We start from the raw sequence: 21,502 nt of genomic DNA, 5'->3' as shown, positions 1-21,502 counted from the left end.
CTTTACCCGTCATCCTGAGGACGTAAGTCCGAAGGATCTCCTCTTTTATTGTTATTTGAAAGGGAGAAGAGCAAAAAGGAGATTCTTCGCTTCGCTCAGAATGACGATGTTGATTTTTGGAAAATTCTAATAATTGGAGCTTACAATGTTTACAATAATAGCAGGTCCATGTGTAATAGAAAGTAAAGAGATATGTTTTGAAGTTGCCCAAGTTTTAAAATCCCTTCAAGAAAAACATAAAAATGTAAGATTTGTATTTAAATCTTCTTTTGATAAGGCAAACAGAAGTAGTGTAGATTCTTTTAGAGGTAAAGGGTTAGAGTATGGTTTAGCTGTTTTAAAAGATGTAAAAGATACTTTTAACCTTCCGGTGCTAACTGATATTCATGAAAGCTATCAAGCAAAACCTGTGGCGGAAGTGGTAGATATTTTACAAATTCCTGCATTTTTATGTAGACAGACAGATTTACTACTTGCAGCGGTAGAAACAGGCAGAGAGATAAATGTAAAAAAAGGACAGTTTTTAGCACCATGGGATACTAAAAATATCGTTGAAAAGCTTAAATTTGGTGGAGCAACAAAGATTTACCTTACAGAAAGAGGAACAACCTTTGGATATAATAATCTTGTTGTAGATTTTAGAAGCTTGCCAATCATGAGACAGTATGCACCTGTCATTTACGATGCAACCCATAGCGTACAACTTCCAGGAGGACTTGGGAAGGCATCGGGCGGTCAAAGAGAGTTTGCATATCCATTGGCAAAAGCTGCCATCTCTGTTGGCGTTGATGGATTATTCTTTGAAACCCATCCAGACCCAGACAAAGCCTTGTCAGATGGACCAAATCAATTACCGCTAAAAGAATTTCCCAATATTGTAGAAAATTTATTAAAACTAAGAGAGTTTATTCTTGAAAATGGGATTTAAGTATAAGAATTCTGATAAAAATGTTACTTTACCTGTCATTCTGAAGCCGGTGAAGAATCTCATGAATTTAATTCTCGCATTTCACTTTTTAAAAGAAAAGATCTTTCAGACTAACGTCTTCAGGATGACGAGAAAAAACGAGCCTACAAAAATTTTAGAATACTATCATGGCATATTAAAAAGCTTTTTATTAATTCTTCTACTTACAACCTTTTCCTGTGGTGTAAAAGGAAATCCAAAACCACCTCCATCAATCACACCTAAATCGGTAGAAAACTTAACTATAAAACAGTATGATGGAAGATATTTAATCTACTTTAACTATAGTCCACTTTATACCGACGACAGACCAATGAAAGAAGATTTTAAATTTATCATTTATAAAAATTCAAAGAAATTTGACGCAAACCTTTTTAAAGAAGATGCTACATATTGGTTTTTTGACAGTATAGAAAGTAAAGAAACCTGCTATCAAGTTCAAGTAAAAACAAAACATAAAGAAAGCACATTGTCAAAACCTGTTTGTATAGTTGGAAAAGCTATAAACATAGAAAAGCCAAAACCATTATTAATATCCATTGTTGAAGATGGACTAAAATTAACCATCCCAGAAAATGGAACCTTTAACATTTACAAAGTAAAAGATGAATCTGACTTTTATCCAATACCTTACAAAAAAGTAGTAAAAGAAAAAGAATTTATAGATACAAACGTTGAGCTTGATAAAAGATACTGCTATTACTATACGGCTTTGATTGATGATGTAGAATCAGAAAAATCAGACACAGTTTGCCAAACATTTAAAGATATTTTCCCGCCACTTCCACCGGAAAATGGCAAGTTGATTGTAGATAAAAATGAGGCTACAATAATATTTGAACCAAGTAAATCTAAGGATGTTGTAGGATACATCTTTTACAAAAATTCTAAAATAATCAACAATACTCCTATTAAAACATACTACTTTATAGATAAAGACTATAAACCTGGGGATGTTTATCACGTTGAAGCCGTAGATAAAGCAGGAAATAAAAGTCAAAAATTGGAGATAAGAGAATGAAATTAAAAATAGACAAAGTTGTTTACGGTGGATACGGATTAGCTAAAGAAAACAATACAGTATATTTTGTTCCTTACACTTTGCCGGGTGAAGAAGTTGAAATAGAAGTAGTAGAAGATAAAAAAGATTATAAGCTTGGAAGATTGGTTGATGTATTAAAACCATCCGAGTATAGAGTAAAACCAGCATGTGAATACTTTACGGCATGCGGTGGATGTGATTTTCAGCACACGACTTACGAAAACCAGCTTTTATTGAAAAAAGAAATTTTAAAAGACCAGCTTCTAAGAATTGGAAAGATTGAAACAGAAATAGAAAAAATAATTCCATCAAAAGAGCCTTTTAGATACAGAAACAGAGCCCAATTAAAGTTTGATGGAAAAAATCTTGGCTTTTACAAAAAAGATTCAAACGATTTAGTTAATGTAGATAACTGCCTTTTGTTAAAAGAAGATATAGAAAAACTACTAAACCCATTAAAAAAATTTCTCATAAAGTATGCAATAATGCCATCTAACATTCATATTTTCTCAAACACAAAAGAAGAAAAGCTAATTAGATTTGAATTTTTAGATGAAAGTCAGTTTTCAAACATCATCTACGATATGAATATCTTCAGAGAAGAGATTGATGAAAAAATCAAAGGAATAGGTTTTTATGCCAAACATAAAAGATATTCCTTACTTGGTGAGGATGTAGTCTTTGAAAACATTGGAGATTATAAATTTAGAGTGAGCATGGACAGCTTTTTTCAGGTAAATGTATATCAGATAAAAAATCTGATTGATGAAGTAGTCAGTGAAATTAAAGACAAGGGTTTTAAAAAATTGGTAGATTTTTACTGTGGAGTTGGAACGCTAACAATACCAGCATCAAAGTATGTAAAAGAAGCCCTTGGAATAGAAAGCAACGAAGAAGCCGTAAAAGATGCAAAAGCAAACATAAAACACAACAAATTAAAAAATGTAAAATTTTTAAAAACCCAAACAGAAAAAGGTTTAAAGTATGCAAAAGACTTTCTACCAGAAGTAGTAATTTTTGACCCACCCCGTAGCGGCTTAAACAGAAAAATAGTAAACGAAATTTCACAAATTCAAACAGTTAGAAAAATTATTTACGTTTCCTGCGACCCGTCAACTTTATCAAGAGACTTGAGACAGTTTGTAGAAAATGGATTTAAGTTAAAAAAAGTTAAATTAATAGACATGTTCCCTCAAACCTATCATATTGAGAGTATAAGCGTATTGGAAAGATAGAGAGAATAATAAAAATCATAATAATTATTCAAAAAGCTTTATAATATTTATTCATTTAAAGAAGATTTTTATTTAAAAAGGAGTTTTTATCATGACTAAAGAAAAAAGAGGAGCAGATATAGTAGTTGATGTTTTAATAAAAGAAGGCGTTGATACTGTTTTTGGTTTACCTGGTGGAGCAATAATGGAAGTTTACGATGCATTGTTTGATGCTCCATTTAGAAACGTACTGACAAGACACGAACAGGCTGCATGTCATATGGCCGATGGATATGCAAGAGCTACCGGAAAAGTAGGGGTAGTTATAGCCACATCAGGTCCTGGAGCTACAAATCTTGTTACAGGATTAGCTACTGCATACATGGATTCAATTCCACTTGTTGCAATAACAGGTCAGGTTCCAAGACATTATATAGGAACTGATGCATTTCAAGAAGCAGACGTTATAGGTATCACAAGACCAATCACAAAGCATAACTTCTTAGTAACTGATATAAAAGATTTACCCCTTATTTTAAGACAGGCATTTTATATAGCAAGAACCGGAAGACCCGGACCTGTTTTAGTTGATATCCCAAAAGACATAACTCAACAAAAAACAACTTACAAAATGCCAACAGATGAAGAAGTTAGAGAATCTTTACCCGGATACAACCCACATACAGAAGGAAACCCGGTTCAGATAAAAAAAGCTGCAGAACTGATTAGAAAAGCAACAAGACCGGTGTTATACGTTGGTGGTGGTGCCATCCTTTCAGATGCTGCAGAAGAAATCTATAAATTAGCACACTTGGCCCAAATACCGGTTACTACTACAAATATGGGCAAAGGAGCATTTCCAGAAACTGACCCTCTTTCATTACACATGCTTGGAATGCATGGAACATATTACGCAAATATGGCTGTTTATCATAGCGATTTACTTATAGCTGTAGGAGCAAGATTTGACGATAGAGTTACAGGAAAGATCAATGAATTTGCACCGGAAGCTAAAATCATTCATATTGATATAGACCCGGCATCTATTAGTAAAACCATAACAGTTGACGTTCCAATCGTTGGTGATGTTAAGAATGTTTTAAGAAAGCTTATTAAAGAGTTAGAAGAAAAACCTATTGAATGGATTGCAGCAAGAGAGCAATGGCTTAAACAGATTAACGAATGGAAAGAAAAGCATCCATTAAATTACAGAAAGTCTGATAAAATAATAAAACCCCAAGCGGTAATAGAAGAGATATACAATATAACTAATGGAGAGGCTATCATCTCTGCCGGCGTAGGACAGCATCAAATGTGGGCTGCAATGTTTTATAAATATAAGTACCCAAGACAATTTTTAAACTCAGGCGGTCTTGGAACAATGGGATTTGGTTTTCCGGCTGCTGTTGGAGCTAAAATAGGAAGACCGGATAAAACAGTATTTGCCATAGAAGGTGATGGTTCATTCATAATGAATGTCCAAGATTTAGCAACAGCTGTTCAGTATAGAGTTCCGGTAAAAATAGCCATAATAAACAATGGATTTCTTGGAATGGTAAGACAGTGGCAACAATTTTTCTACGATAGCAGGTATGCAAGCGTATGTTTATCTGTTCAGCCGGATTTTGTAAAATTGGCAGAAAGCTTTGGTGCTGTAGGTCTTAGAGCAACAAAACCATCAGAAGTTAGGGAAGTATTATTAAAAGCTATGGAAATAAACGATAGACCTGTTTTAATGGATTTTGTGGTTGATAAGGAAGAGAATGTTTTACCAATGGTACCAGCCGGAAAAAGCTACAGAGAAATGATATTAACACCTAACCAAAAAGGCGAAGCAGAGACTATGTACTTAGTGGGGTAAAAAATGAGCGATATTAAAGTTTTAAAGGTTAGACCAGAGCCAGAAAAAGTAATAAGAAAACATATTATCACCGTAAAAGTTCAGCATAACTTTGGCGTTTTAGCAAGGATAACTGGACTTTTTGCCGGCAGAGGCTATAATATAGAAAGCTTAACTGTAGGCAGAACCCATGAGCCAGACATTGCAAGAATTACAATAGTAGTAGAAGGTGATGAAAGAGTAATAGAACAGATCATAAAACAACTTAGAAGACTGATAGAAACACTAAAAGTAAAAGATATTACAGATTTACCGCACATAGAAAGAGAGCTTGCACTGATAAAGATATACACTGCCGACGACAGAACGAGAGATGAAATAATGAGGCTTGTCTCAATTTTTAGAGCAAAGGTTGTAGATGTATCAACAGATAGCTACACAGTAGAAATTACGGGAGATAATGAAAAGATAGAAGCTTTTATTAATCTTATTAAACCTTTTGGCGTTAAAGAAATGGCAAGAACTGGAACGCTTGCTATGGTTAGAGAGTCTGCTAACATAAAGATGGAAAAGGGAGACAAAGAGTAAATGAAAGCTTCTAATATTTTTTTAACAGTTTTAAGCTTAGCCACTATTTCTTTTGCTCAAGAGATAGGTATAGCTAAAACAAGCGTAGAAAATTTACCAGAAGGCTATGGTGAGGTTTTTACACAATTCTTATCTCAAAACTTAGAATCTTCTGAAGCTATACAAAAAGGGAAAGATTATCTTTTTACAATCTACCCATCTATAAGCTGGGAAGGAAAAGCTTACAATGTATGTTTTAAAACATATAAAGTAAACAGTCTTTACTCTTCTCAATGTATAACTGTCAATTATGCAGAAGATATATACGATAGACTTAAAACATTGTCTAATTCAGAATTCTTTAGATTAAAAAATCTAAAACAGCAACAAATTTCTGTTAAAGTAAAATTGGATAAACCTATGAATTATGATAAAGTTAAAATTACATCTTTAAGAGGTGATAGCTTAACAAGGTATGTTTCTGTAGTAAAAAACGGAAAAAGTGATTTAGACTTAGGAAATGCTTCTTTAAACTTAAATATTGTGATTTTGTCCGAAGAAGGGGCTGAAAAGCTCTTTAAAAGCTTATTAGAAAATAAAAAAGTTGAATCTTTAGTGTCTGAATAACGTATAATATACCTTGGGTGAGAAATTAGCGGTTTTTTATAAAACTAAAAAAGTGATCCTTCGGACTTACGTCCTCAGGATGAAGGGAAGCAAGAAGTGAAAAGTCATCTGTTTTTTTATTCTGTAGCTATAGCGAAGAATCTCATGCTTTTTTGAATTTCTCATCCAAAAATATACTATAATAACGTATAATATACAGAAAAAATTTATAGGAGGCAAAAAATGGCAAATATTTATTACGATGAAGATGCATCTTTAGACTATCTAAAAGATAAAACAGTTGCAATTATAGGATACGGTAGTCAAGGGCATGCTCATGCGTTAAATCTAAGAGATAGCGGAATAAAAGTTATAATCGGTCTATTGGCCGGTAGCAGGTCGATTGAGAAGGCAAAAGCAGAAGGATTTGAAGTTTACTCACCGGATGAGGCTGCGAAAAAAGCAGATGTAATAATGATTCTTACACCGGATACGGTTCAACCAGCATTATATCAATCGGCTATCTTACCAAACCTTGACGAAGGCAATGCACTTGCATTTGCACATGGATTTAACATACACTTTGGACAAATAGTTCCTCCATCTTATGTAGATGTATTTTTAGTTGCACCAAAAGGACCTGGTCATTTAGTAAGATGGATGTACGAAGAAGGAAAAGGTGTTCCTGGATTGTTTGCAGTTTATCAAGACTTTACAGGAAAAGCAAGAGAAATAGCAATGGCTTATGCGAAAGGAATTGGAGCAACAAGAGCAGGATTGATTGAAACAACATTTAAAGAAGAAACAGAAACAGACTTGTTCGGAGAACAGGCAGTTTTATGCGGTGGAGCTACAGCTTTAATAAAGGCAGGATTTGAAACATTAATAGAGGCTGGATATCAACCGGAGGTTGCATATTTTGAATGTTTACATGAATTAAAACTTATTGTTGATTTAATATATCAATATGGAATCTCCGGAATGAGATACTCTATTTCTGATACAGCAAGATACGGTGACGTTACAAGAGGAAAGAGAGTTTACGAAGCTGTAAAACCTCTTTATAAAAAAATACTTGAAGAAATTCAAGAAGGCGAATTTGCTAAGGAATGGATTTTAGAAAACGTAGCTAACAGACCACACTTTAACGCACTTGTCAAAAAAGATGAAGAACATCCAGTAGAAAAAGTAGGAAAAGAGTTAAGAAAAATGATGCCTTGGCTTGGCGGAAGAGGTTTATAAAAATTAGCAGGATTTAGGAAATGAACTTAACATCAAAAAGAAAACAGTTAAAAAAAGTATATGAACCTGTTGGAGTCCTCCTTGCAAGGAGGACCAAAATCACACCTAACATTATAACCATAATATCTGTTATCATCGGAGTTTTTGCCGCAATCTCTTTCTTTAAAGAAAAGCCACTTCTTGGTGCAACACTACTATTTATAAGCGGATTTTTTGACCTTTTGGATGGTGTCGTTGCAAGAGAAAGAGAAAAAGCATCTAAGTTTGGTGCAGTGTTTGACTGGCTTGCTGACAAATTTGTAGATGGTTTTTTACTATTTTTTATTGGCATTACATACTCAACACCATATTTAACAGCAATAGCAATAACAGCAAATATGCTCCACACATTCATAAAACCCGTTGCATACGCAGAAATTGGCTTTTCTAACAGAACAAAAGGAAAGATAGATGACCCATTAGAAGGTGTAGGATTTTTTGGAAGACCGGAGACATTGCTTACAATAATAGTTTTTTCTATATTTGAACATTTTAAAATCTTTGGTGGTCTTGAGTTTGGATTTGTAGTAATAACGGCATTGACTACTCTTTCTTTATTACAAAGAATAGTATACTTGTACATCAAGTACAACAAAGATTATGACTAAGAGGAAATCATGAAAAGACCTTATGTAATAATTGTATCTGAAGTTACGGTAGATGGTAAGTTAACACTTAGTAAAGGTGTTTCTTCAAAAGAAATCATGAAATTTATGGATGAAGAAGCTAATCGATACCTTCACGAAACACGGGCAAAAGTTGATGGCATAATGGTAGGAGCAGAAACTATCAGAACAGACAATCCATATCTCACAGTAAGGTATGTATCAGGAAAAAATCCAACAAGAATAATACCAACATCAACTGCAGATATTCCCCTGGATGCAAACATTCTCAAAAAAGATTCTCCAACTATCATTGTAACAACAGAAAAAGCTCCGGAAGAAAGAGTAAAAGCGTTGTCTGAAAAAGTTGAAGTAATTGTAGCCGGAAAAGAAGAAGTAGATTTAATCAAAATGATGGATATTCTATACAATAAAGGAATCCGTAATTTAATGGTAGAAGGTGGGTCTACTTTAAATTGGAACTTAATAAAAAATGGTTTGGTAGATGAGATAAGAATCATCCATATGCCTTTTATAGTAGGTGGAACAGATACTCCTACATTGGTCGGTGGTGAAGGATTTAAATCCTTAGAAGAAGTTGTAAAACTTAAACTTAGAGCACATTTTATGAGAGGATCTCATCTTATCACGGAATGGGAAGTTAAGTATGAAGGTTAAGGTTTTATATTTTTCACAAGTTAAAGATAAAATTGGAAAAAATGAAGAAGAGATAGAGTTTGAAGGAAAAACCCTAAAAGATTTAGTTGATGTGTTAGCCAAAAAATATCCAGATATTAAAGAGATCTTGAAAAGATCTATGTTTGCTGTAAATGAAAGTTATGAGACTATGGACTATAATTTACAAGATAACGATATGATTGCAATCATCCCACCTGTGAGCGGTGGATAAAAGTATATTTTTATTCTTATCCGAATTAACTATTTTAATTCACTTTCTTTGGATCTTATTTTTAATTTTTGGCTCGTTTATCGGTATAAAGTACAAAACACTCAAGTATCTTCATATTTTTGGCTTAGGATTTTCGATATTTCTTCAAATATTTGAACTTCAATGTCCTTTAACATATCTTGAAATTTGGTTTAAACAAAAAGCTGGATTAAAAGGTTATGAAGGCGGATTTATCGCATTTTACTTAGAAAAAATCGTTTATATTCAAATAGAACCAGCTATAATATTTATTGCGACGTTGATTTTAGTTTTAGTTCATTTTTATGTGTATAAAAACTGCAGCAGGGGTTTGTAAATGAAAGCAGTATTCTTAGATAGAGATGGAGTTATAAACGTTGATAAAGGGTATGTTCATAGAATTGAAGATTTTGAGTTTTATCCAAACGTTTTTAAAGCTTTAAAAAAACTTCAAGATGCAGGATATAAGCTTTTTATCGTTACAAATCAATCTGGAATAGCTGTAGGCTACTATACAGAAGAGGATTTTTTAAAACTTACTGAATTTATGTTAAAAGAGTTTGAAAAGGAAGGAATAAAAATAGAAAAGGTTTATTATTGTCCGCATCATGAGGATGGTATAGTTGAAAAATACGCTATTAAATGTGATTGTAGAAAGCCGGAAAGTGGAATGATAAGGAAAGCTATTCAAGAATTCGGTGTCGATCCTACAAAGTCTTTTTTAATAGGTGATAAAGAGAATGATATTTTGGCTGCACATAAAGAAGGCGTAAAAGCAGCTTTTGTAAAAACAGGGCAAGGTATGAAATATGTAGATACAACCACGGCTGATTACGTTGGTGAAGACATCTTGGATGTTGTTGATAATTTTATTTTAAAGACAGATGAGAGAGTGAAAGAGTAAGCTGTTATTATTTTGACCGCTTTTCGCTTGACTGCTTCATACATCTTATATCTTAACTAACTTTAAATCTAAAATAGATTCTCATTTACTTTATAATTTATAGCTTCAAAAACATGCTTAGGTAAGACTTTTTCGCTGTTTTCTAAATCTGCTATAGTCCTTGCCACTTTCAAAACTTTATGAAAACTTCTTGCTGTAAGATTAAATCTTTTTGTAGCATTAAGCATTACATCTTTTGCTTCTTTTGTGATATTTCCATACTCTTCAATATGTGTTGGTGTCATTTGACTGTTAAATTTGATATTTTCGTTTTTAAATCTGTTTCGTTGTATCTCTACCGCTTTTAAAACTCTATCTCTTATTTTAGCCGAAGGTTCGCCTTCTGGTTTGTTTGCAAGCTCTTCTGGTGCTACCGGTAAAACCGTTACTGCCAAGTCTATTCTATCTAAAAGTGGTCCTGAGATTTTGCCGAGATACCTTTTTATTTCTGCCGGCGTACATCTGCATTCTTTTTTAGGGTCAAGCTTATAGCCACATGGACAAGGATTGGCTGCTGCTATAAGCTGAAAATTTGCAGGAAATTCTATTTTTCCTGATGCCCTTGATATAGAAACAACCTTATCTTCAAGCGGTTGTCTTAAAACTTCTAAGGTAGATTTCTTAAATTCTGGTAGTTCGTCTAAAAACAAAACACCGTTGTGTGCCAAAGACACTTCACCGGGTTTTGGAAAACTTCCCCTGTAAAACTCAAAAATTATTGCGAAATTAATTTTACTTAAATCATTGATAATCAACAATTTCCTAAAAAACTCTTTTCACTAAACTCACAAAAATTATTGCAAAATTATTCTTAAAATACAAAATTTATTGCAAAATTTTAGAAAATTTGATATAATTATTGCGAAAATTTGGAAATAGTTTGGAGATAGAAATGAAAAGAAAGAAAAAAGTGGGTGTAAGAAACATTCCAACAAAAAGAGTTTCTGTTAGGGGAAAAATGTATAGCTATAAAAATAAAATAGTTGTATACCACGAATCACTACTTGAAAGAAACTATTTTTATACGCTTGAAATAGATGAAGATGTTATTAGATACTTACCACAGCCACTAAAGGTAGATTTATACGTTCCAGATGTTTTAGTTGAAAGGAAAGACAAAAAACAGCTTGTAGAAGTAAAACCGTTAGAAAAAGTAAAAAACATGGACGATAAATTAGCAAAGAAAATAGAAACGTTAAAACAATACTGCCAAGAAAACAATATAGAGTTTTTAATTATAACGGAAGAAGATATAAATCAAAATATTCTGCAAGTTTCAATGGCACTCCATCAGCACACTCAAACAAAAGTTCCAGCAGAATATAAAGAGAAAATTTTAGAGATTGTTAAAAGTCATGAAAAAATCTCCTTTCAAGACCTGTTTAACAATTTAGCTACTTATTACGATGCAATAGAAAATGCAAAAATAAAGGGATATATACTGTCACTAATAGCTAACAAAGAACTTAAAATATTAAATATTGAAAATGGATTAAACAGCAATACTCTAATATGTATAAACTAAACGTGAGGCTAAGCTAATGATAGAAATTAAGAAAGGAAAAGTGATTGAGCTTGATAAAGAATACATAATTGAGAATTATAGCATAAATACTGAAAACAATACTATAGACGTAGTTTTAAGAGATACGAACTATAATCAATTAATTACTATACCATTATCTAATCTACAAGAAAAGTTATTGGAACAATATGAAAAAAAGAACAAGCAAGAAGACGAAAAACTAACTCCTTTCGACAAGATAGATGAAGAACTATCAAAAGAGGCACAGAGAAGACTTGAAATAGTCAAAGCTGTTATGAATGCTAAATCAGTTAAGGAAAGAGAAGAAATTGCCAAAAAATGCAATGTCCATCTATCTACCATATACAGATGGATGGAAAGATACAAAAAAAGTGGAGAAACTATATATGGACTATTGCCAAGATACGAAAGGCGTGGCGGCAAAGGTAAAAAAAGAATAGGAGAAAAAGCTTTAGAAATAGTTGATAAAATGATAAAAGAAAGATATTTAACTCATCAAAGAATATCTGCTAAAAGGCTTTACGAGGAAATTAATGCTGAACTTATAAGCCAAAAGCTAAAACCTATTGCCTATACCACATTACTTTACTATCTAAAAGAAATAGACAGAGAAACAATATACAAAAAACGTGAAGGCAGAAACAAGTATTTAAGCACAATAAATCCTGCAAAAAATTCATTTGAAGCAAACTATCCATTAGAATGGATACAAATAGACCATACTCCTTTAGATATTCAAGTAGTATCAGAAATAGACAGAAAACCTATTGGAAGACCTTACATAACAGTAGCCTTAGACGTTTACAGCAGAATGGTATATGGAATTTATATATCATTAGACCCTCCAAGCTATTATTCAGTAGGACAGGCTATATATATGGGACTGATAAACAAAAATCATTACTTGGAAACACTTGGAATAGAAGGAAAATGGGATATTTATGGCTTACCTGTTAACATTCACACAGATAATGCAGCAGAATTTGACGGAACTAATCTTGAAAAATTCTGCATGACTCTGGGAATAAACTTAGTATATAGACCTGTAGGAAAACCATTCTACGGCGGGCACGTTGAAAGATTTATAAAAACTTTAAACAAAGAGCTACACAACGTAAGCGGAACAACCTTTTCTAACACAAAAGAAAAGAGAGAATACAATCCAGAAAAAGAAGCTGTATTTACTTTAAAAGAACTTGAGAAATTTATCGTTTATTGGATAGTTAATTACTATCATCAAAAACCGCATGATGGACTGCAAGGATTAACACCTTATGAAAAATTTAAAGAAGGATTAACTAAATCAAACCATGGAATAAGAATCTTAAGCCAAGATGAATTAAGAATAGCAAGAATATCACTGCTGAAATCTGATTACAGGAATGTATCAAAAGAAGGAATAAGATTTAAAGATCTGCACTACTACTCAGATATTCTTGTAAGATACGCAGGAGATAATAAAAAATATGAAATCAAGTATGATCCAAAAGACATAACAAAAATATATTTCTACGATGAAAATTTACAGGATTATATAGAAGCTTACTGCAAAACACCGATTCCGATAGGAACTACTTTGTGGGAATTAGACAAGGCAAAAGAGATATTAAGAGAAAGGAGAGAAAAAATAACATCATATAAAATTTATGAAACAATTAAAGAACTAAGAAAGATGGAAGAAGAAGCAAGAGAAAAAACAAAACTAATGAGAAAACAAATAGAAAGCAATAAGACCAAATTAAGTTCCAAAGAAATTTCAGAAAAATTAGAAAAACCTATCGATAAAACAGAAGAAAAACCACAAATTAAAAAAACAAACGAAATAAAACCCTTTGACATAGAATTTGATTAATAGGAGATAAAAACATGAGCCAAAAAGTAGAAAACAACAATTTTTATGAAGACTACGAACATTTAATTCCGCCAATTGTCAAGGAAATCAGAGATAATGCAGCAGATAAAGAAAGAATAGAGTTTATCAGAAAGCCAAAATTTATCAGACACAGCAAAGCCGAAGCTATGTTCAAAATGCTTGATGAGTTATACTATGCACCAAGAGAGGACAGAATGCAGTCGTATCTATTTGCAGGAGACGGAAATATGGGAAAAACCTATACTATTAAGAGATATGCAAAAATGAAAAACAACCAAGACGATCTTAATGACATACAAACAAAAATTCCTGTTTTGTATGCATTGGCTCCAGTGAAAGCAAACTATAAAGTATTATATGACAATATCCTAACAGCATTGCAAGTTCCTTTCAGAACAACAGATAGCGATACACAAAAGGAAGTCAAGATAGCAACATACATAGAGGATTTCCAAGTAAAGATGCTGATAATTGATGAAATTCACAATGGACTAACAGGTTCGGCAAACCAGCAGAAAGAATTCACCAATGCAATAAAAAACTTATCAAATATATTAAGAATTCCTATTGTTTTAGTAGGTGTAGGGGAAGCGGTATCCTTGGTAGACAGAGACCATCAGCTAAAAAGTAGATTCAAGCCTATAAAAATTAAAAATTGGGAAATAGATAACGAATTCATAGCCTTCCTTAAATCGATCGAAATAACACTACCTCTAAAAGAAAAATCCTACATCTTTGCAGATGAAAAATTCATTACAAAAATACACCAAGTGACAAATGGGATAACAGGAGATGTTATCTCAATAATAAACAAAATGGCTATAAGAGCTATAGAAAAAAAGAAGGAAAAAATAGATATAAAGCTATTTAATGAAATTGATTATATAACTGTAGACAACTCAAAAATTTACGCACAAGAAGGCTCCACCTTGCAAGGTGAAATGAATTGTAATATAATTATACTACAATGACCAAAGCAGAAAAAATAAAACAAACAATTAAGGAAACCAAAGAGAGAAGGAAAAACCTTATTCCTGTTATTTATCAGCTCAAAATCCAAAATCTATCAAAAGTCAAAGAAGAAAAGCTTAACAGAGTATTTTTAGAAGCAAAGTGGTTATATAATTGGATTGTAGCAGATATAAATAGAATAAACATCTCTACTAAAGAAATCAAAGAAGTAGAGATAAAAGTAGGAAATGAGTTTGAAAAAAGAGAAATAAAATATTTAGGATCTCAGTTAAAACAAGTGATTCAAGACAGAGTAAAAAATAATTTAAAAGCTCTAAAATCTTTAAAAGAAAACGGACATAAAGTAGGAAGGCTAAAATTCAAAAAATCAATATCTTCTATAAGTCTAAAACAATACAAGGTTAGTTTTGATATAGATTTTGAAAGAAATAAAGTTAGAATTCAAGGGCTTGGTTGGTTTAGAGTATTGGGATTACACCAAATTCCACAAGATTATGAAATTGCAAACGCACAGCTTATTAAAAAGCCAAGTGGTTATTATGTTTATTTAACTTGCTATGTGAAGAAAGAATATTTTGAGAGAGATAAAGTAGGAGATGCTATAGGTATAGATTTTGGAGTAGCAAATAAATTAACGCTATCTAACGGCTTAACGGTTGATTTTAAAATAGAAGAAAGTAAAAGATTAAAGAAATTGCAAAAAGAATTAGCAAGAAGAAAGAAAGGTTCTAAAAATTGGATAAAAACACAAAAGAAAATTCAAAGAGAACATGAGAGATTAACAAATAAAAGAAAAGAGATACATAATAAACTTTTAGCACTTTTTAGACATTACGGAACGGTTATCTATCAAGACGATAACATAAAATCATGGCAGGAAGGGTGGTTCGGTTCTCAAATCCAACACTCAGGAATAGGGATGCTAAAAGCAAGACTGAAAGACAGACTTGCGACTATTCCTGTAGATAGATTTGAGGCTACTACTCAAGAGTGCTGCGTTTGTGGATATAAGCAAAAAATTAGCCTTTCTAACCGTATCTATTGTTGTCCTGTATGCGGAAACACAATAAACAGAGACCTAAACTCTGCCATTAATATTTTGAAGAAAGGGCTTGACCTGAGCCAAAATCAGGTCGTAGGGGTGGACCGCTCCGATCTTAAGCCTGTGGAGATGGCATTAGCTACCAAGATATTAGGGTCAAATCCCTATGTCAAGGTAGACGTCATCGATGAAGCAGGAAGCCCTCGCTTTTATAAGTGAGGGAGGGGTCACGCACAAGAGATATGAATGAATCTCTAAAATGAACGAAAAATTTAGATTTTATTCAGATAGAAGCTTCTTATACAGATATAGAGTCCAAAAAGACGATTACAGAGAAACATTAGCCAATGCAGTTATTCCAAATCCACTAACACCTTTCAAAGATGAGCTTTTCTCATCATGGATTGCAAGACTTTCTGCCAAATTTGACTGCCAAGTATCCACTTTTCTAAACATATACTTTCCTTTTCTTAGGGATAAAAGACTAACAGCAAGAGATACGGATTTAGTTTTGGACTCTGAGTTAGCAGAAATTTTTAGTCAAAGAACAAGAATAAGTAAAACTATCATATACAACACAGGACTAAAAAGTTATGAAAGTTATCTGTCAGAAACAATAAGAGATAATTCAAGAAATAACTTAATATCAACAGTAAAGATAAAAGGAAGTTATTCAAAATCTTACGGCTTAAAATATTGTCCCTACTGTCTGAGAGAAAACAACTATTTCAAAAAACAATGGAGATTATTATTTGTAAATGTATGCGAAAAACACAACTGCTATTTACTTGATAGATGTCCATCCTGTAATAACCCAATTACAATAACAAAAAGGAAAAAAGGCATAAAGTTCTTTAACTGTCCTTTTTGTGGCTTTGAATTTCATAAGGCAGAAAGCAAAAAAATACCAAGCCAATCTAAGGCTGTAGAAAACCAAAAGAAAATGTTAGAGATCTTAAATGATGGCTATTTTATTTTTGAAAACAAACCTTATTACTCAATTTTTTACTTTTGGACTGTAAAAAAGTTAGCCAAGTTAATTTACTTAGATGAATATAGAAAAGACGATGCACTGCAAACAGAAATTGAGCTACATAACTATCCTTTGAAAAGTAAAAAAGAAATCAAAAGTAGGTTTATTGAAGATTTCTTAGAAGTAAAGGAAGGTATTTCTCTATTTACAGCAATATACGACATTTTGAAGGATAGAGAAAGCTTTGATAAGTTTGTAAAGGATAATAATTTATCCTTTTATATTTTAAATACATTTAAAGAAGGAAGCGATTATAATCCGCCTTATTGGTATATTGATTTGATAAGCAATTACCAAGTAGGTATAAATAATCAAATAGTAACTGAGGAAATGATTAGAAATGCTGTTAAATGGATGCAGAAAAACGGTATAAGAGTTAGTTTGAGAAATTTAACAAAATGGACTGGGATAGATTTTTGTAGTAGCAAGAAGGTAAAGGTGTTGAAAGAAATAGTAGAAAATAGCGAAACTAAACAAGGTAGCATGTATAATTTTTCAAAAAAGAACTATACCCATAAAAGAGCATGAACATTATATAATTATATTATAATGATAATATAAGAACAAGAAAAAGTTATAAGTAAGGTATTATTATATTTTGGAAAATTTAATGTTTGCTTGATAAAAATATTTATTTTTTATAAATTTTAATCTGGCAGGAGATTATAAATGAATTATTATGCAGACCATTCAGAAGTATTTAGTTATAACAAGGTTTTAAGCAAAAATAATAGATACTTATTTAAATTCAAAAAAGTTAACTTGCACAAAAATAATAATTCAAGAAAGGATAGCATGATAGAATTAAACCCATTTGCTGCTATTCACTTGTATGAAAATGAAAGAATCAAACTTGGTGCATTTTATACACCCCCACATGTCGTTGATAAAGTTTTTGAACTTATAAATCCTTATTTGAATAATATGAATGATGTAGTCGTAGCCGACATTGCTGCTGGGGGCGGAGCTTTTCTATTTCCGTGCTTAGCTTTAAGTATTGATTATAGAGCTGCTGATTACGACGATAAAGCAATCTCATTTCTCAAGCAATATTTTTCACATGAAAAAATTTTTAAGACAAATTCATTAGTTAATGTAAGTAGAGAAAAATTTAAAATAGGCAAAGAACAATTTCTCATTGTCGTTGGCAATCCACCATATAACGATACAACATCTCTTTATAAGAAAAACGAAAAAGGAAAGATCGAGTGCGATGAAGATGTTTACGATAGAGATATGGGAATTGCATTTTTGAAAGCTTACGCCAAGTTAGATGCTGATATTATCTGTATACTACACCCACTGTCTTATCTCATTAAAGAGGCAAACTTCAAAAGGCTTAAAGGTTTTACAAATTCCTACCGTATAAAAGATGGTTATATCTTCTCAAGCAAAGAATTTTTATTTACAAAGGATACTGAATTCCCTGTAGTAATAGCATTATATGAGAAAAACAAAGAAGGAATGAATTATGACTATATTAGAGATTTTGAATTTAAACTGCTAAATAGTAATAAAAGATTTATATTAAGTAATTATGAAACTATAGATGGGTATATACATAAATACCCACCTCGCAAGAATGAACCTAAGCTGTCCTCTATAAACATCTATTACTACACTTTTAGAGATTTGAATTCTACCTTGAGAAATACCACGTTTTTAGATAAAGAACATAGTAATGGAATACCGGTTAATAAAGAAAATTTTTACAAATATGCATATCTTTATTGCCTAAAAAAGTTTGTTTCGAAGATAAAAAAACAAAAAGAAGACTTATTCATTTTTGGTAATATTTCGCCTTTGGTTAATAAAGACTTTGTAGAAAAAAATAAAGAACTCTTTGTCATATATGCTCTAAAAGATCACAAACTTTTTAAGAAATACCTTCAATTAGTAAAGGAACTTTTTGATTTTTATAAAATCAATGATAAAAATATAGATTTACAAAAAATTGAAAAGAAATTAAATAATTATTTTGCTTCCTTGTATAATATATAATTATAATATATAATTATGGTAAACGAAAAGAAAGTTTACAGGGAGAATGGGTTGATTAAATTAGAAGTTTTAGAGAATGAAATTAAGATTATTATCAAAAAGTTAAGTCGAGCTTATCCTTAAAATCTCCTCTACGATCCACTTAAAACTATCTTTAAAATTAAAACTACTTGATGAAAATACATAAGAACCTGAATTTTTAATAACAGGAAACACAACTAAAACATGCTTGCTTTTATAAACAAAATAAATAACTCTGCACTCTCTCCAAGAACCTAAATCTATAAAATTTTTTATTCCTTTATGCTTTCTTAAAGCATCTATCAAACCATCAACATCGTCATTTTCTACGCTTTTCATTTTAGATGCATAACCATCTTTGCTCTTTTCAAAACCAAAACCACCTTCATCAATTTCTTCATTGCTGTATTCAGTTATCGGAATGAGACTATTATTGGTATGATTTTTTGACTTTTTCTCTGGCTCTAATTTTTCTAATCGACCTATATATCTAAAACCTTTATTTGCAAATTCTCTATCTTCTATGCCCGATTTTAATGGGTGATATACATCACTTCCCTTCATATTAATATCATTAACTTTTTTTAATTTAAAATACCTTTTTGAAGATGAAATTGGATGACCTGTCTCACCTTTCCCAGAATACCTGTAAAAAATCTTTATACCAAAATCTATTGGATGTATCCTGTAAGCAATAAATATGTTATTAATATATTCGCCCTCAAAAATATATTCAGTTTCCATGTTAAAAGGAAATTTATAATAAAATTCTATTTCTTTGTTTTCAATAGATTTATGCTCTAATTCTATCTCCTCTGTTTGTGCTTTTTTCATTTTAATTATGTTATGATAAATTAAAATCTCTCCTTGTCTCTTTCTTGCCTCTTCATGACAAGCATACAGATACAGAAGAACGATAGAAAGCTTGGAACTTTCAGGAACATGCTTTTTCAATGAAAGAGTTTTATTATTGCAATCAACCTTATTAATATCAATATAACTATCAAGTTGTTTAAACCCTATTGTAATATTGCTGATAATATCGTCGGGAAAATAAAATGGTATAAGCAGTAGAAAGTCAGGAATTATTATTATGCTATCCTTGTTTTGTGGGAAAATATAAAAATATGGCTTTTTAACAACAAACTTTCCACTGCTCCATTTAGTAATATCTCCATATATAGACTTTGAAATTACATCTTTCTCTTTTCCGCTTAATTCATCATACTTATATGCTCTAAATTTATAAAAATTATGCTTTATATTTACTTCCCGAAACTCCGTATATTTTACTTCATTCTTATATATTTCAGTTCCGATAGGCAATAAACTCAAAGACTTTACAGGTATTTTATGTGCTATTAGATAATTACCACTGCTTTTATCTCTTAATATGACCTTTATAGTAGCATCGCTTACATGACTAAAATTTAAATCTGTATAACCGCAAACTACCAAAGTAGACTTTTTCTGTGCTTGAATGATTTTTTTGTTAGATTCATTGTTAAGAATATTAAAAGCTTCACTATTCATTTTAGCCTACCTTTTGAATAAATAGGTGCAGGAAAGAAAAATTGACTGACTGTTAAATAGCGTAGATATCTAAATAAAAAATTACTATTTATAAATGTTTTGCAATAATTTTTGTATTTTTCGCAATATATTTTGAGTTTTCGCAATAATTTTTGAGTTTTACATCCCCCACCAATAAGTGCAATACGCTAATCGTATGGTGTGGTGCTCTAAATGGCCTACATCTTACAATGTTGTCTTTCAAAACTCCTGCTATGCTGTGTATTTTTGTTACTTCTATTGCTTCTTGGAATGTGAGTGGAGGCAGTATTGATAAAAATCTTCTTGCAAGCATGGTTTTACCCGAGCCCGGCGAGCCAATCATTAGCAGATTATGAAATCCTGCCGCTGCAATTTCAAGAGCCTTTTTGACTGTATACTGCCCTTTTACTTCTGCAAAATCTCCTATATGGTCTAAACTACATTCTAAAACTTCATCAACATCTATCTTTTTAGGCTGTTTTTCTAAATTTCCGTTTAAGAACACCACAATTTCTTTAAGATTAGCAAATCCATAAACATCAAGGCCATTTACGATTGCTGCCTCCTCTTCATTTTCTAATGGAACTATAAATCTTTTAAAGCCAACTTCTTTTAGCTTGATTGCAATCGGTAATACTCCTTTAACACCTCTTAAGTCTCCATTTAAAGCAAGCTCACCAATAAAAGCTGTATCTTTCAAATCGTTCTCGTTAATTATTCCGGAAGATGCTAAAATGCCTATGGATATTGGCAGGTCATACAACGTCCCTATTTTTAATACGTCTGCCGGTGCAAGGTTTACTGTAATTTTTTTAACCGGGAACTTATATCCTATATTTTCTATTGCAGACCTGACTCTTTCTCTGCTTTCCTTTACTGCCGTATCCGGTAGTCCTACAACTGTAAACTGTGGCAGTCCTTGAGAAATATTTACTTCAACATCTACAACATAGCCATTTATTCCATACGTTCCACCACTTTTGACAACAGAAAGCATTCCTTACAAATCCCCTTTTATTTCCATAATTGATTTAATTTTAGCATAACTAATTTAAATGAAGTAAGAAAGTGAGGGGTGAGAGGTGAGAAAGTGAAAAAAGTGATTCTTCGCTGTAGTGCAGAAGACAGATTAGGGGCATAAAAAACGGAGATTCTTTGCTATCGCTCGTAATGACAAAGTAGGAGTATAAAAAAACCAGCATAGTCTTCTCTGTAGCTTCAGAAGAATGTCATTATTCTTTTCTCTATTATCGTGAGGCTGTAAAGTCGAAGGATCGCTTTTTTTAAAAAGAAAAACAGGAGATTCTTCGCTATGCTCAGAATGACACCATTGGTTAGCTTTTGTCAGCAAGCAACAAGCTAAAGGGTCTCATAATTTTATTTTTTTATTTTTTTAATTTTCCTAAACTGATATGACTTATACAAAAAATGATATAATAATAAGTTTTATTTTTAAATTTCACAAGG

Annotated in this window: 21 protein-coding genes; 18 read left to right on the top strand and 3 right to left on the bottom strand. The window is 31.8% G+C overall.

The genetic code is table 11. The features are described from left to right. Positions 1–145: 145 nt before the first annotated feature. The 12 genes from kdsA to gmhB all read left to right on the top strand — a co-directional run bounded on the left by kdsA (position 146) and on the right by gmhB (position 9,954). Positions 146–928, top strand: coding sequence for a 3-deoxy-8-phosphooctulonate synthase (gene kdsA, locus SYO3AOP1_RS01190; protein ID WP_012458968.1), 783 nt, complete (start codon positions 146–148; stop codon positions 926–928). Positions 929–1,052: 124 nt separating this feature from the next. Continuing rightward, positions 1,053–1,988, top strand: a complete 936-nt coding sequence (locus SYO3AOP1_RS01185) for a hypothetical protein (protein WP_156769229.1) — start codon at positions 1,053–1,055, stop codon at positions 1,986–1,988. Beyond that, a complete protein-coding gene (gene rlmD / locus SYO3AOP1_RS01180) occupies positions 1,985–3,244 on the top strand; it encodes a 23S rRNA (uracil(1939)-C(5))-methyltransferase RlmD (protein WP_012458966.1) in 1,260 nt (419 codons plus the stop codon). Before SYO3AOP1_RS01185 ends, rlmD begins: the two co-directional genes overlap by 4 nt. A gap of 91 nt (positions 3,245–3,335) precedes the next feature. Continuing rightward, a complete protein-coding gene (gene ilvB / locus SYO3AOP1_RS01175; RefSeq protein ID WP_012458965.1) occupies positions 3,336–5,084 on the top strand; it encodes a biosynthetic-type acetolactate synthase large subunit in 1,749 nt (582 codons plus the stop codon). Between the two features lie 3 nt (positions 5,085–5,087). After that, positions 5,088–5,651 carry an acetolactate synthase small subunit gene (gene ilvN, locus SYO3AOP1_RS01170; protein ID WP_007546234.1) on the top strand — a complete coding sequence of 188 codons (564 nt, stop codon included), beginning with the start codon at positions 5,088–5,090 and terminating at the stop codon, positions 5,649–5,651. Beyond that, entirely contained in the window at positions 5,652–6,257 is a 606-nt protein-coding gene (locus SYO3AOP1_RS01165; RefSeq protein ID WP_012458964.1) for a hypothetical protein, read from the top strand. It abuts the gene before it with no gap. A gap of 222 nt (positions 6,258–6,479) precedes the next feature. Further along, positions 6,480–7,478, top strand: coding sequence for a ketol-acid reductoisomerase (gene ilvC / locus SYO3AOP1_RS01160; RefSeq protein WP_012458963.1), 999 nt, complete (start codon positions 6,480–6,482; stop codon positions 7,476–7,478). A gap of 20 nt (positions 7,479–7,498) precedes the next feature. Beyond that, entirely contained in the window at positions 7,499–8,125 is a 627-nt protein-coding gene (locus SYO3AOP1_RS01155; protein ID WP_012458962.1) for a CDP-alcohol phosphatidyltransferase family protein, read from the top strand. A gap of 9 nt (positions 8,126–8,134) precedes the next feature. Continuing rightward, positions 8,135–8,800, top strand: coding sequence for a 2,5-diamino-6-(ribosylamino)-4(3H)-pyrimidinone 5'-phosphate reductase (locus SYO3AOP1_RS01150; RefSeq protein WP_012458961.1), 666 nt, complete (start codon positions 8,135–8,137; stop codon positions 8,798–8,800). Beyond that, positions 8,790–9,032 carry a molybdopterin converting factor subunit 1 gene (gene moaD, locus SYO3AOP1_RS01145; protein ID WP_012458960.1) on the top strand — a complete coding sequence of 81 codons (243 nt, stop codon included), beginning with the start codon at positions 8,790–8,792 and terminating at the stop codon, positions 9,030–9,032. The genes SYO3AOP1_RS01150 and moaD overlap by 11 nt, the downstream gene beginning before the upstream one ends. Next, the gene (locus SYO3AOP1_RS01140; RefSeq protein ID WP_012458959.1) at positions 9,025–9,387 is read left to right on the top strand and encodes a DUF2784 domain-containing protein; all 363 of its coding nucleotides are present in this window, start codon (positions 9,025–9,027) and stop codon (positions 9,385–9,387) included. Before moaD ends, SYO3AOP1_RS01140 begins: the two co-directional genes overlap by 8 nt. Beyond that, positions 9,388–9,954 carry a D-glycero-beta-D-manno-heptose 1,7-bisphosphate 7-phosphatase gene (gmhB, locus tag SYO3AOP1_RS01135; RefSeq protein WP_012458958.1) on the top strand — a complete coding sequence of 189 codons (567 nt, stop codon included), beginning with the start codon at positions 9,388–9,390 and terminating at the stop codon, positions 9,952–9,954. 68 nt (positions 9,955–10,022) lie between these two features. Here the strand turns inward: gmhB and SYO3AOP1_RS01130 are convergent, their stop codons facing one another. Further along, the gene (locus SYO3AOP1_RS01130) at positions 10,023–10,748 is read right to left on the bottom strand and encodes an ATP-binding protein (RefSeq protein ID WP_012458957.1); all 726 of its coding nucleotides are present in this window, start codon (positions 10,746–10,748) and stop codon (positions 10,023–10,025) included. Positions 10,749–10,885: 137 nt separating this feature from the next. Here SYO3AOP1_RS01130 and SYO3AOP1_RS01125 point away from each other — a divergent pair, with 137 nt between their 5' ends. From SYO3AOP1_RS01125 to SYO3AOP1_RS01100, 6 genes are all read left to right on the top strand, one after another. Beyond that, entirely contained in the window at positions 10,886–11,518 is a 633-nt protein-coding gene (locus tag SYO3AOP1_RS01125; RefSeq protein ID WP_012458956.1) for a TnsA endonuclease N-terminal domain-containing protein, read from the top strand. 16 nt (positions 11,519–11,534) lie between these two features. Next, positions 11,535–13,391 (top strand): Mu transposase C-terminal domain-containing protein, encoded by a 1,857-nt coding sequence (locus tag SYO3AOP1_RS01120; protein ID WP_012458955.1) that lies wholly within the window; start codon positions 11,535–11,537, stop codon positions 13,389–13,391. 14 nt (positions 13,392–13,405) lie between these two features. Beyond that, positions 13,406–14,383, top strand: coding sequence for a TniB family NTP-binding protein (locus SYO3AOP1_RS01115; protein WP_012458954.1), 978 nt, complete (start codon positions 13,406–13,408; stop codon positions 14,381–14,383). Beyond that, positions 14,380–15,645: an RNA-guided endonuclease TnpB family protein gene (locus tag SYO3AOP1_RS01110; RefSeq protein ID WP_012458953.1), complete on the top strand. Its 1,266-nt coding sequence runs from the start codon at positions 14,380–14,382 to the stop codon at positions 15,643–15,645. The genes SYO3AOP1_RS01115 and SYO3AOP1_RS01110 overlap by 4 nt, the downstream gene beginning before the upstream one ends. A 40-nt stretch (positions 15,646–15,685) precedes the next feature. Beyond that, a complete protein-coding gene (locus tag SYO3AOP1_RS01105) occupies positions 15,686–16,987 on the top strand; it encodes a TniQ family protein (protein WP_012458952.1) in 1,302 nt (433 codons plus the stop codon). 141 nt (positions 16,988–17,128) lie between these two features. Further along, positions 17,129–18,460 carry an Eco57I restriction-modification methylase domain-containing protein gene (locus SYO3AOP1_RS01100; RefSeq protein ID WP_012458951.1) on the top strand — a complete coding sequence of 444 codons (1,332 nt, stop codon included), beginning with the start codon at positions 17,129–17,131 and terminating at the stop codon, positions 18,458–18,460. A gap of 102 nt (positions 18,461–18,562) precedes the next feature. Here the strand turns inward: SYO3AOP1_RS01100 and SYO3AOP1_RS01095 are convergent, their stop codons facing one another. Then, positions 18,563–20,014: a hypothetical protein gene (locus tag SYO3AOP1_RS01095; RefSeq protein WP_012458950.1), complete on the bottom strand. Its 1,452-nt coding sequence runs from the start codon at positions 20,012–20,014 to the stop codon at positions 18,563–18,565. Positions 20,015–20,102: 88 nt separating this feature from the next. Then, the gene (locus SYO3AOP1_RS01090; RefSeq protein ID WP_012458949.1) at positions 20,103–21,032 is read right to left on the bottom strand and encodes a magnesium chelatase domain-containing protein; all 930 of its coding nucleotides are present in this window, start codon (positions 21,030–21,032) and stop codon (positions 20,103–20,105) included. Between the last annotated feature and the right edge of the window lie 470 nt (positions 21,033–21,502).

The organism is Sulfurihydrogenibium sp. YO3AOP1, assembly GCF_000020325.1.
Lineage (GTDB): Bacteria > Aquificota > Aquificia > Aquificales > Hydrogenothermaceae > Sulfurihydrogenibium.
Note: the sequence above shows the minus strand (reverse complement) of the source record. Positions and strands in the feature narration are given on the sequence as shown.

Coding starts and splice junctions, on each gene's coding strand:
- kdsA (WP_012458968.1), top strand. CDS start 146: ATGTTTACAATAATAGCAGGTCCATGTGTAATAGAAAGTAAAGAGATA.
- SYO3AOP1_RS01185 (WP_156769229.1), top strand. CDS start 1,053: ATGACGAGAAAAAACGAGCCTACAAAAATTTTAGAATACTATCATGGC.
- rlmD (WP_012458966.1), top strand. CDS start 1,985: ATGAAATTAAAAATAGACAAAGTTGTTTACGGTGGATACGGATTAGCT.
- ilvB (WP_012458965.1), top strand. CDS start 3,336: ATGACTAAAGAAAAAAGAGGAGCAGATATAGTAGTTGATGTTTTAATA.
- ilvN (WP_007546234.1), top strand. CDS start 5,088: ATGAGCGATATTAAAGTTTTAAAGGTTAGACCAGAGCCAGAAAAAGTA.
- SYO3AOP1_RS01165 (WP_012458964.1), top strand. CDS start 5,652: ATGAAAGCTTCTAATATTTTTTTAACAGTTTTAAGCTTAGCCACTATT.
- ilvC (WP_012458963.1), top strand. CDS start 6,480: ATGGCAAATATTTATTACGATGAAGATGCATCTTTAGACTATCTAAAA.
- SYO3AOP1_RS01155 (WP_012458962.1), top strand. CDS start 7,499: ATGAACTTAACATCAAAAAGAAAACAGTTAAAAAAAGTATATGAACCT.
- SYO3AOP1_RS01150 (WP_012458961.1), top strand. CDS start 8,135: ATGAAAAGACCTTATGTAATAATTGTATCTGAAGTTACGGTAGATGGT.
- moaD (WP_012458960.1), top strand. CDS start 8,790: ATGAAGGTTAAGGTTTTATATTTTTCACAAGTTAAAGATAAAATTGGA.
- gmhB (WP_012458958.1), top strand. CDS start 9,388: ATGAAAGCAGTATTCTTAGATAGAGATGGAGTTATAAACGTTGATAAA.
- SYO3AOP1_RS01125 (WP_012458956.1), top strand. CDS start 10,886: ATGAAAAGAAAGAAAAAAGTGGGTGTAAGAAACATTCCAACAAAAAGA.
- SYO3AOP1_RS01120 (WP_012458955.1), top strand. CDS start 11,535: ATGATAGAAATTAAGAAAGGAAAAGTGATTGAGCTTGATAAAGAATAC.
- SYO3AOP1_RS01115 (WP_012458954.1), top strand. CDS start 13,406: ATGAGCCAAAAAGTAGAAAACAACAATTTTTATGAAGACTACGAACAT.
- SYO3AOP1_RS01110 (WP_012458953.1), top strand. CDS start 14,380: ATGACCAAAGCAGAAAAAATAAAACAAACAATTAAGGAAACCAAAGAG.
- SYO3AOP1_RS01105 (WP_012458952.1), top strand. CDS start 15,686: ATGAACGAAAAATTTAGATTTTATTCAGATAGAAGCTTCTTATACAGA.
- SYO3AOP1_RS01100 (WP_012458951.1), top strand. CDS start 17,129: ATGAATTATTATGCAGACCATTCAGAAGTATTTAGTTATAACAAGGTT.
- SYO3AOP1_RS01095 (WP_012458950.1), bottom strand. CDS start 20,014: ATGAATAGTGAAGCTTTTAATATTCTTAACAATGAATCTAACAAAAAA.
- SYO3AOP1_RS01090 (WP_012458949.1), bottom strand. CDS start 21,032: ATGCTTTCTGTTGTCAAAAGTGGTGGAACGTATGGAATAAATGGCTAT.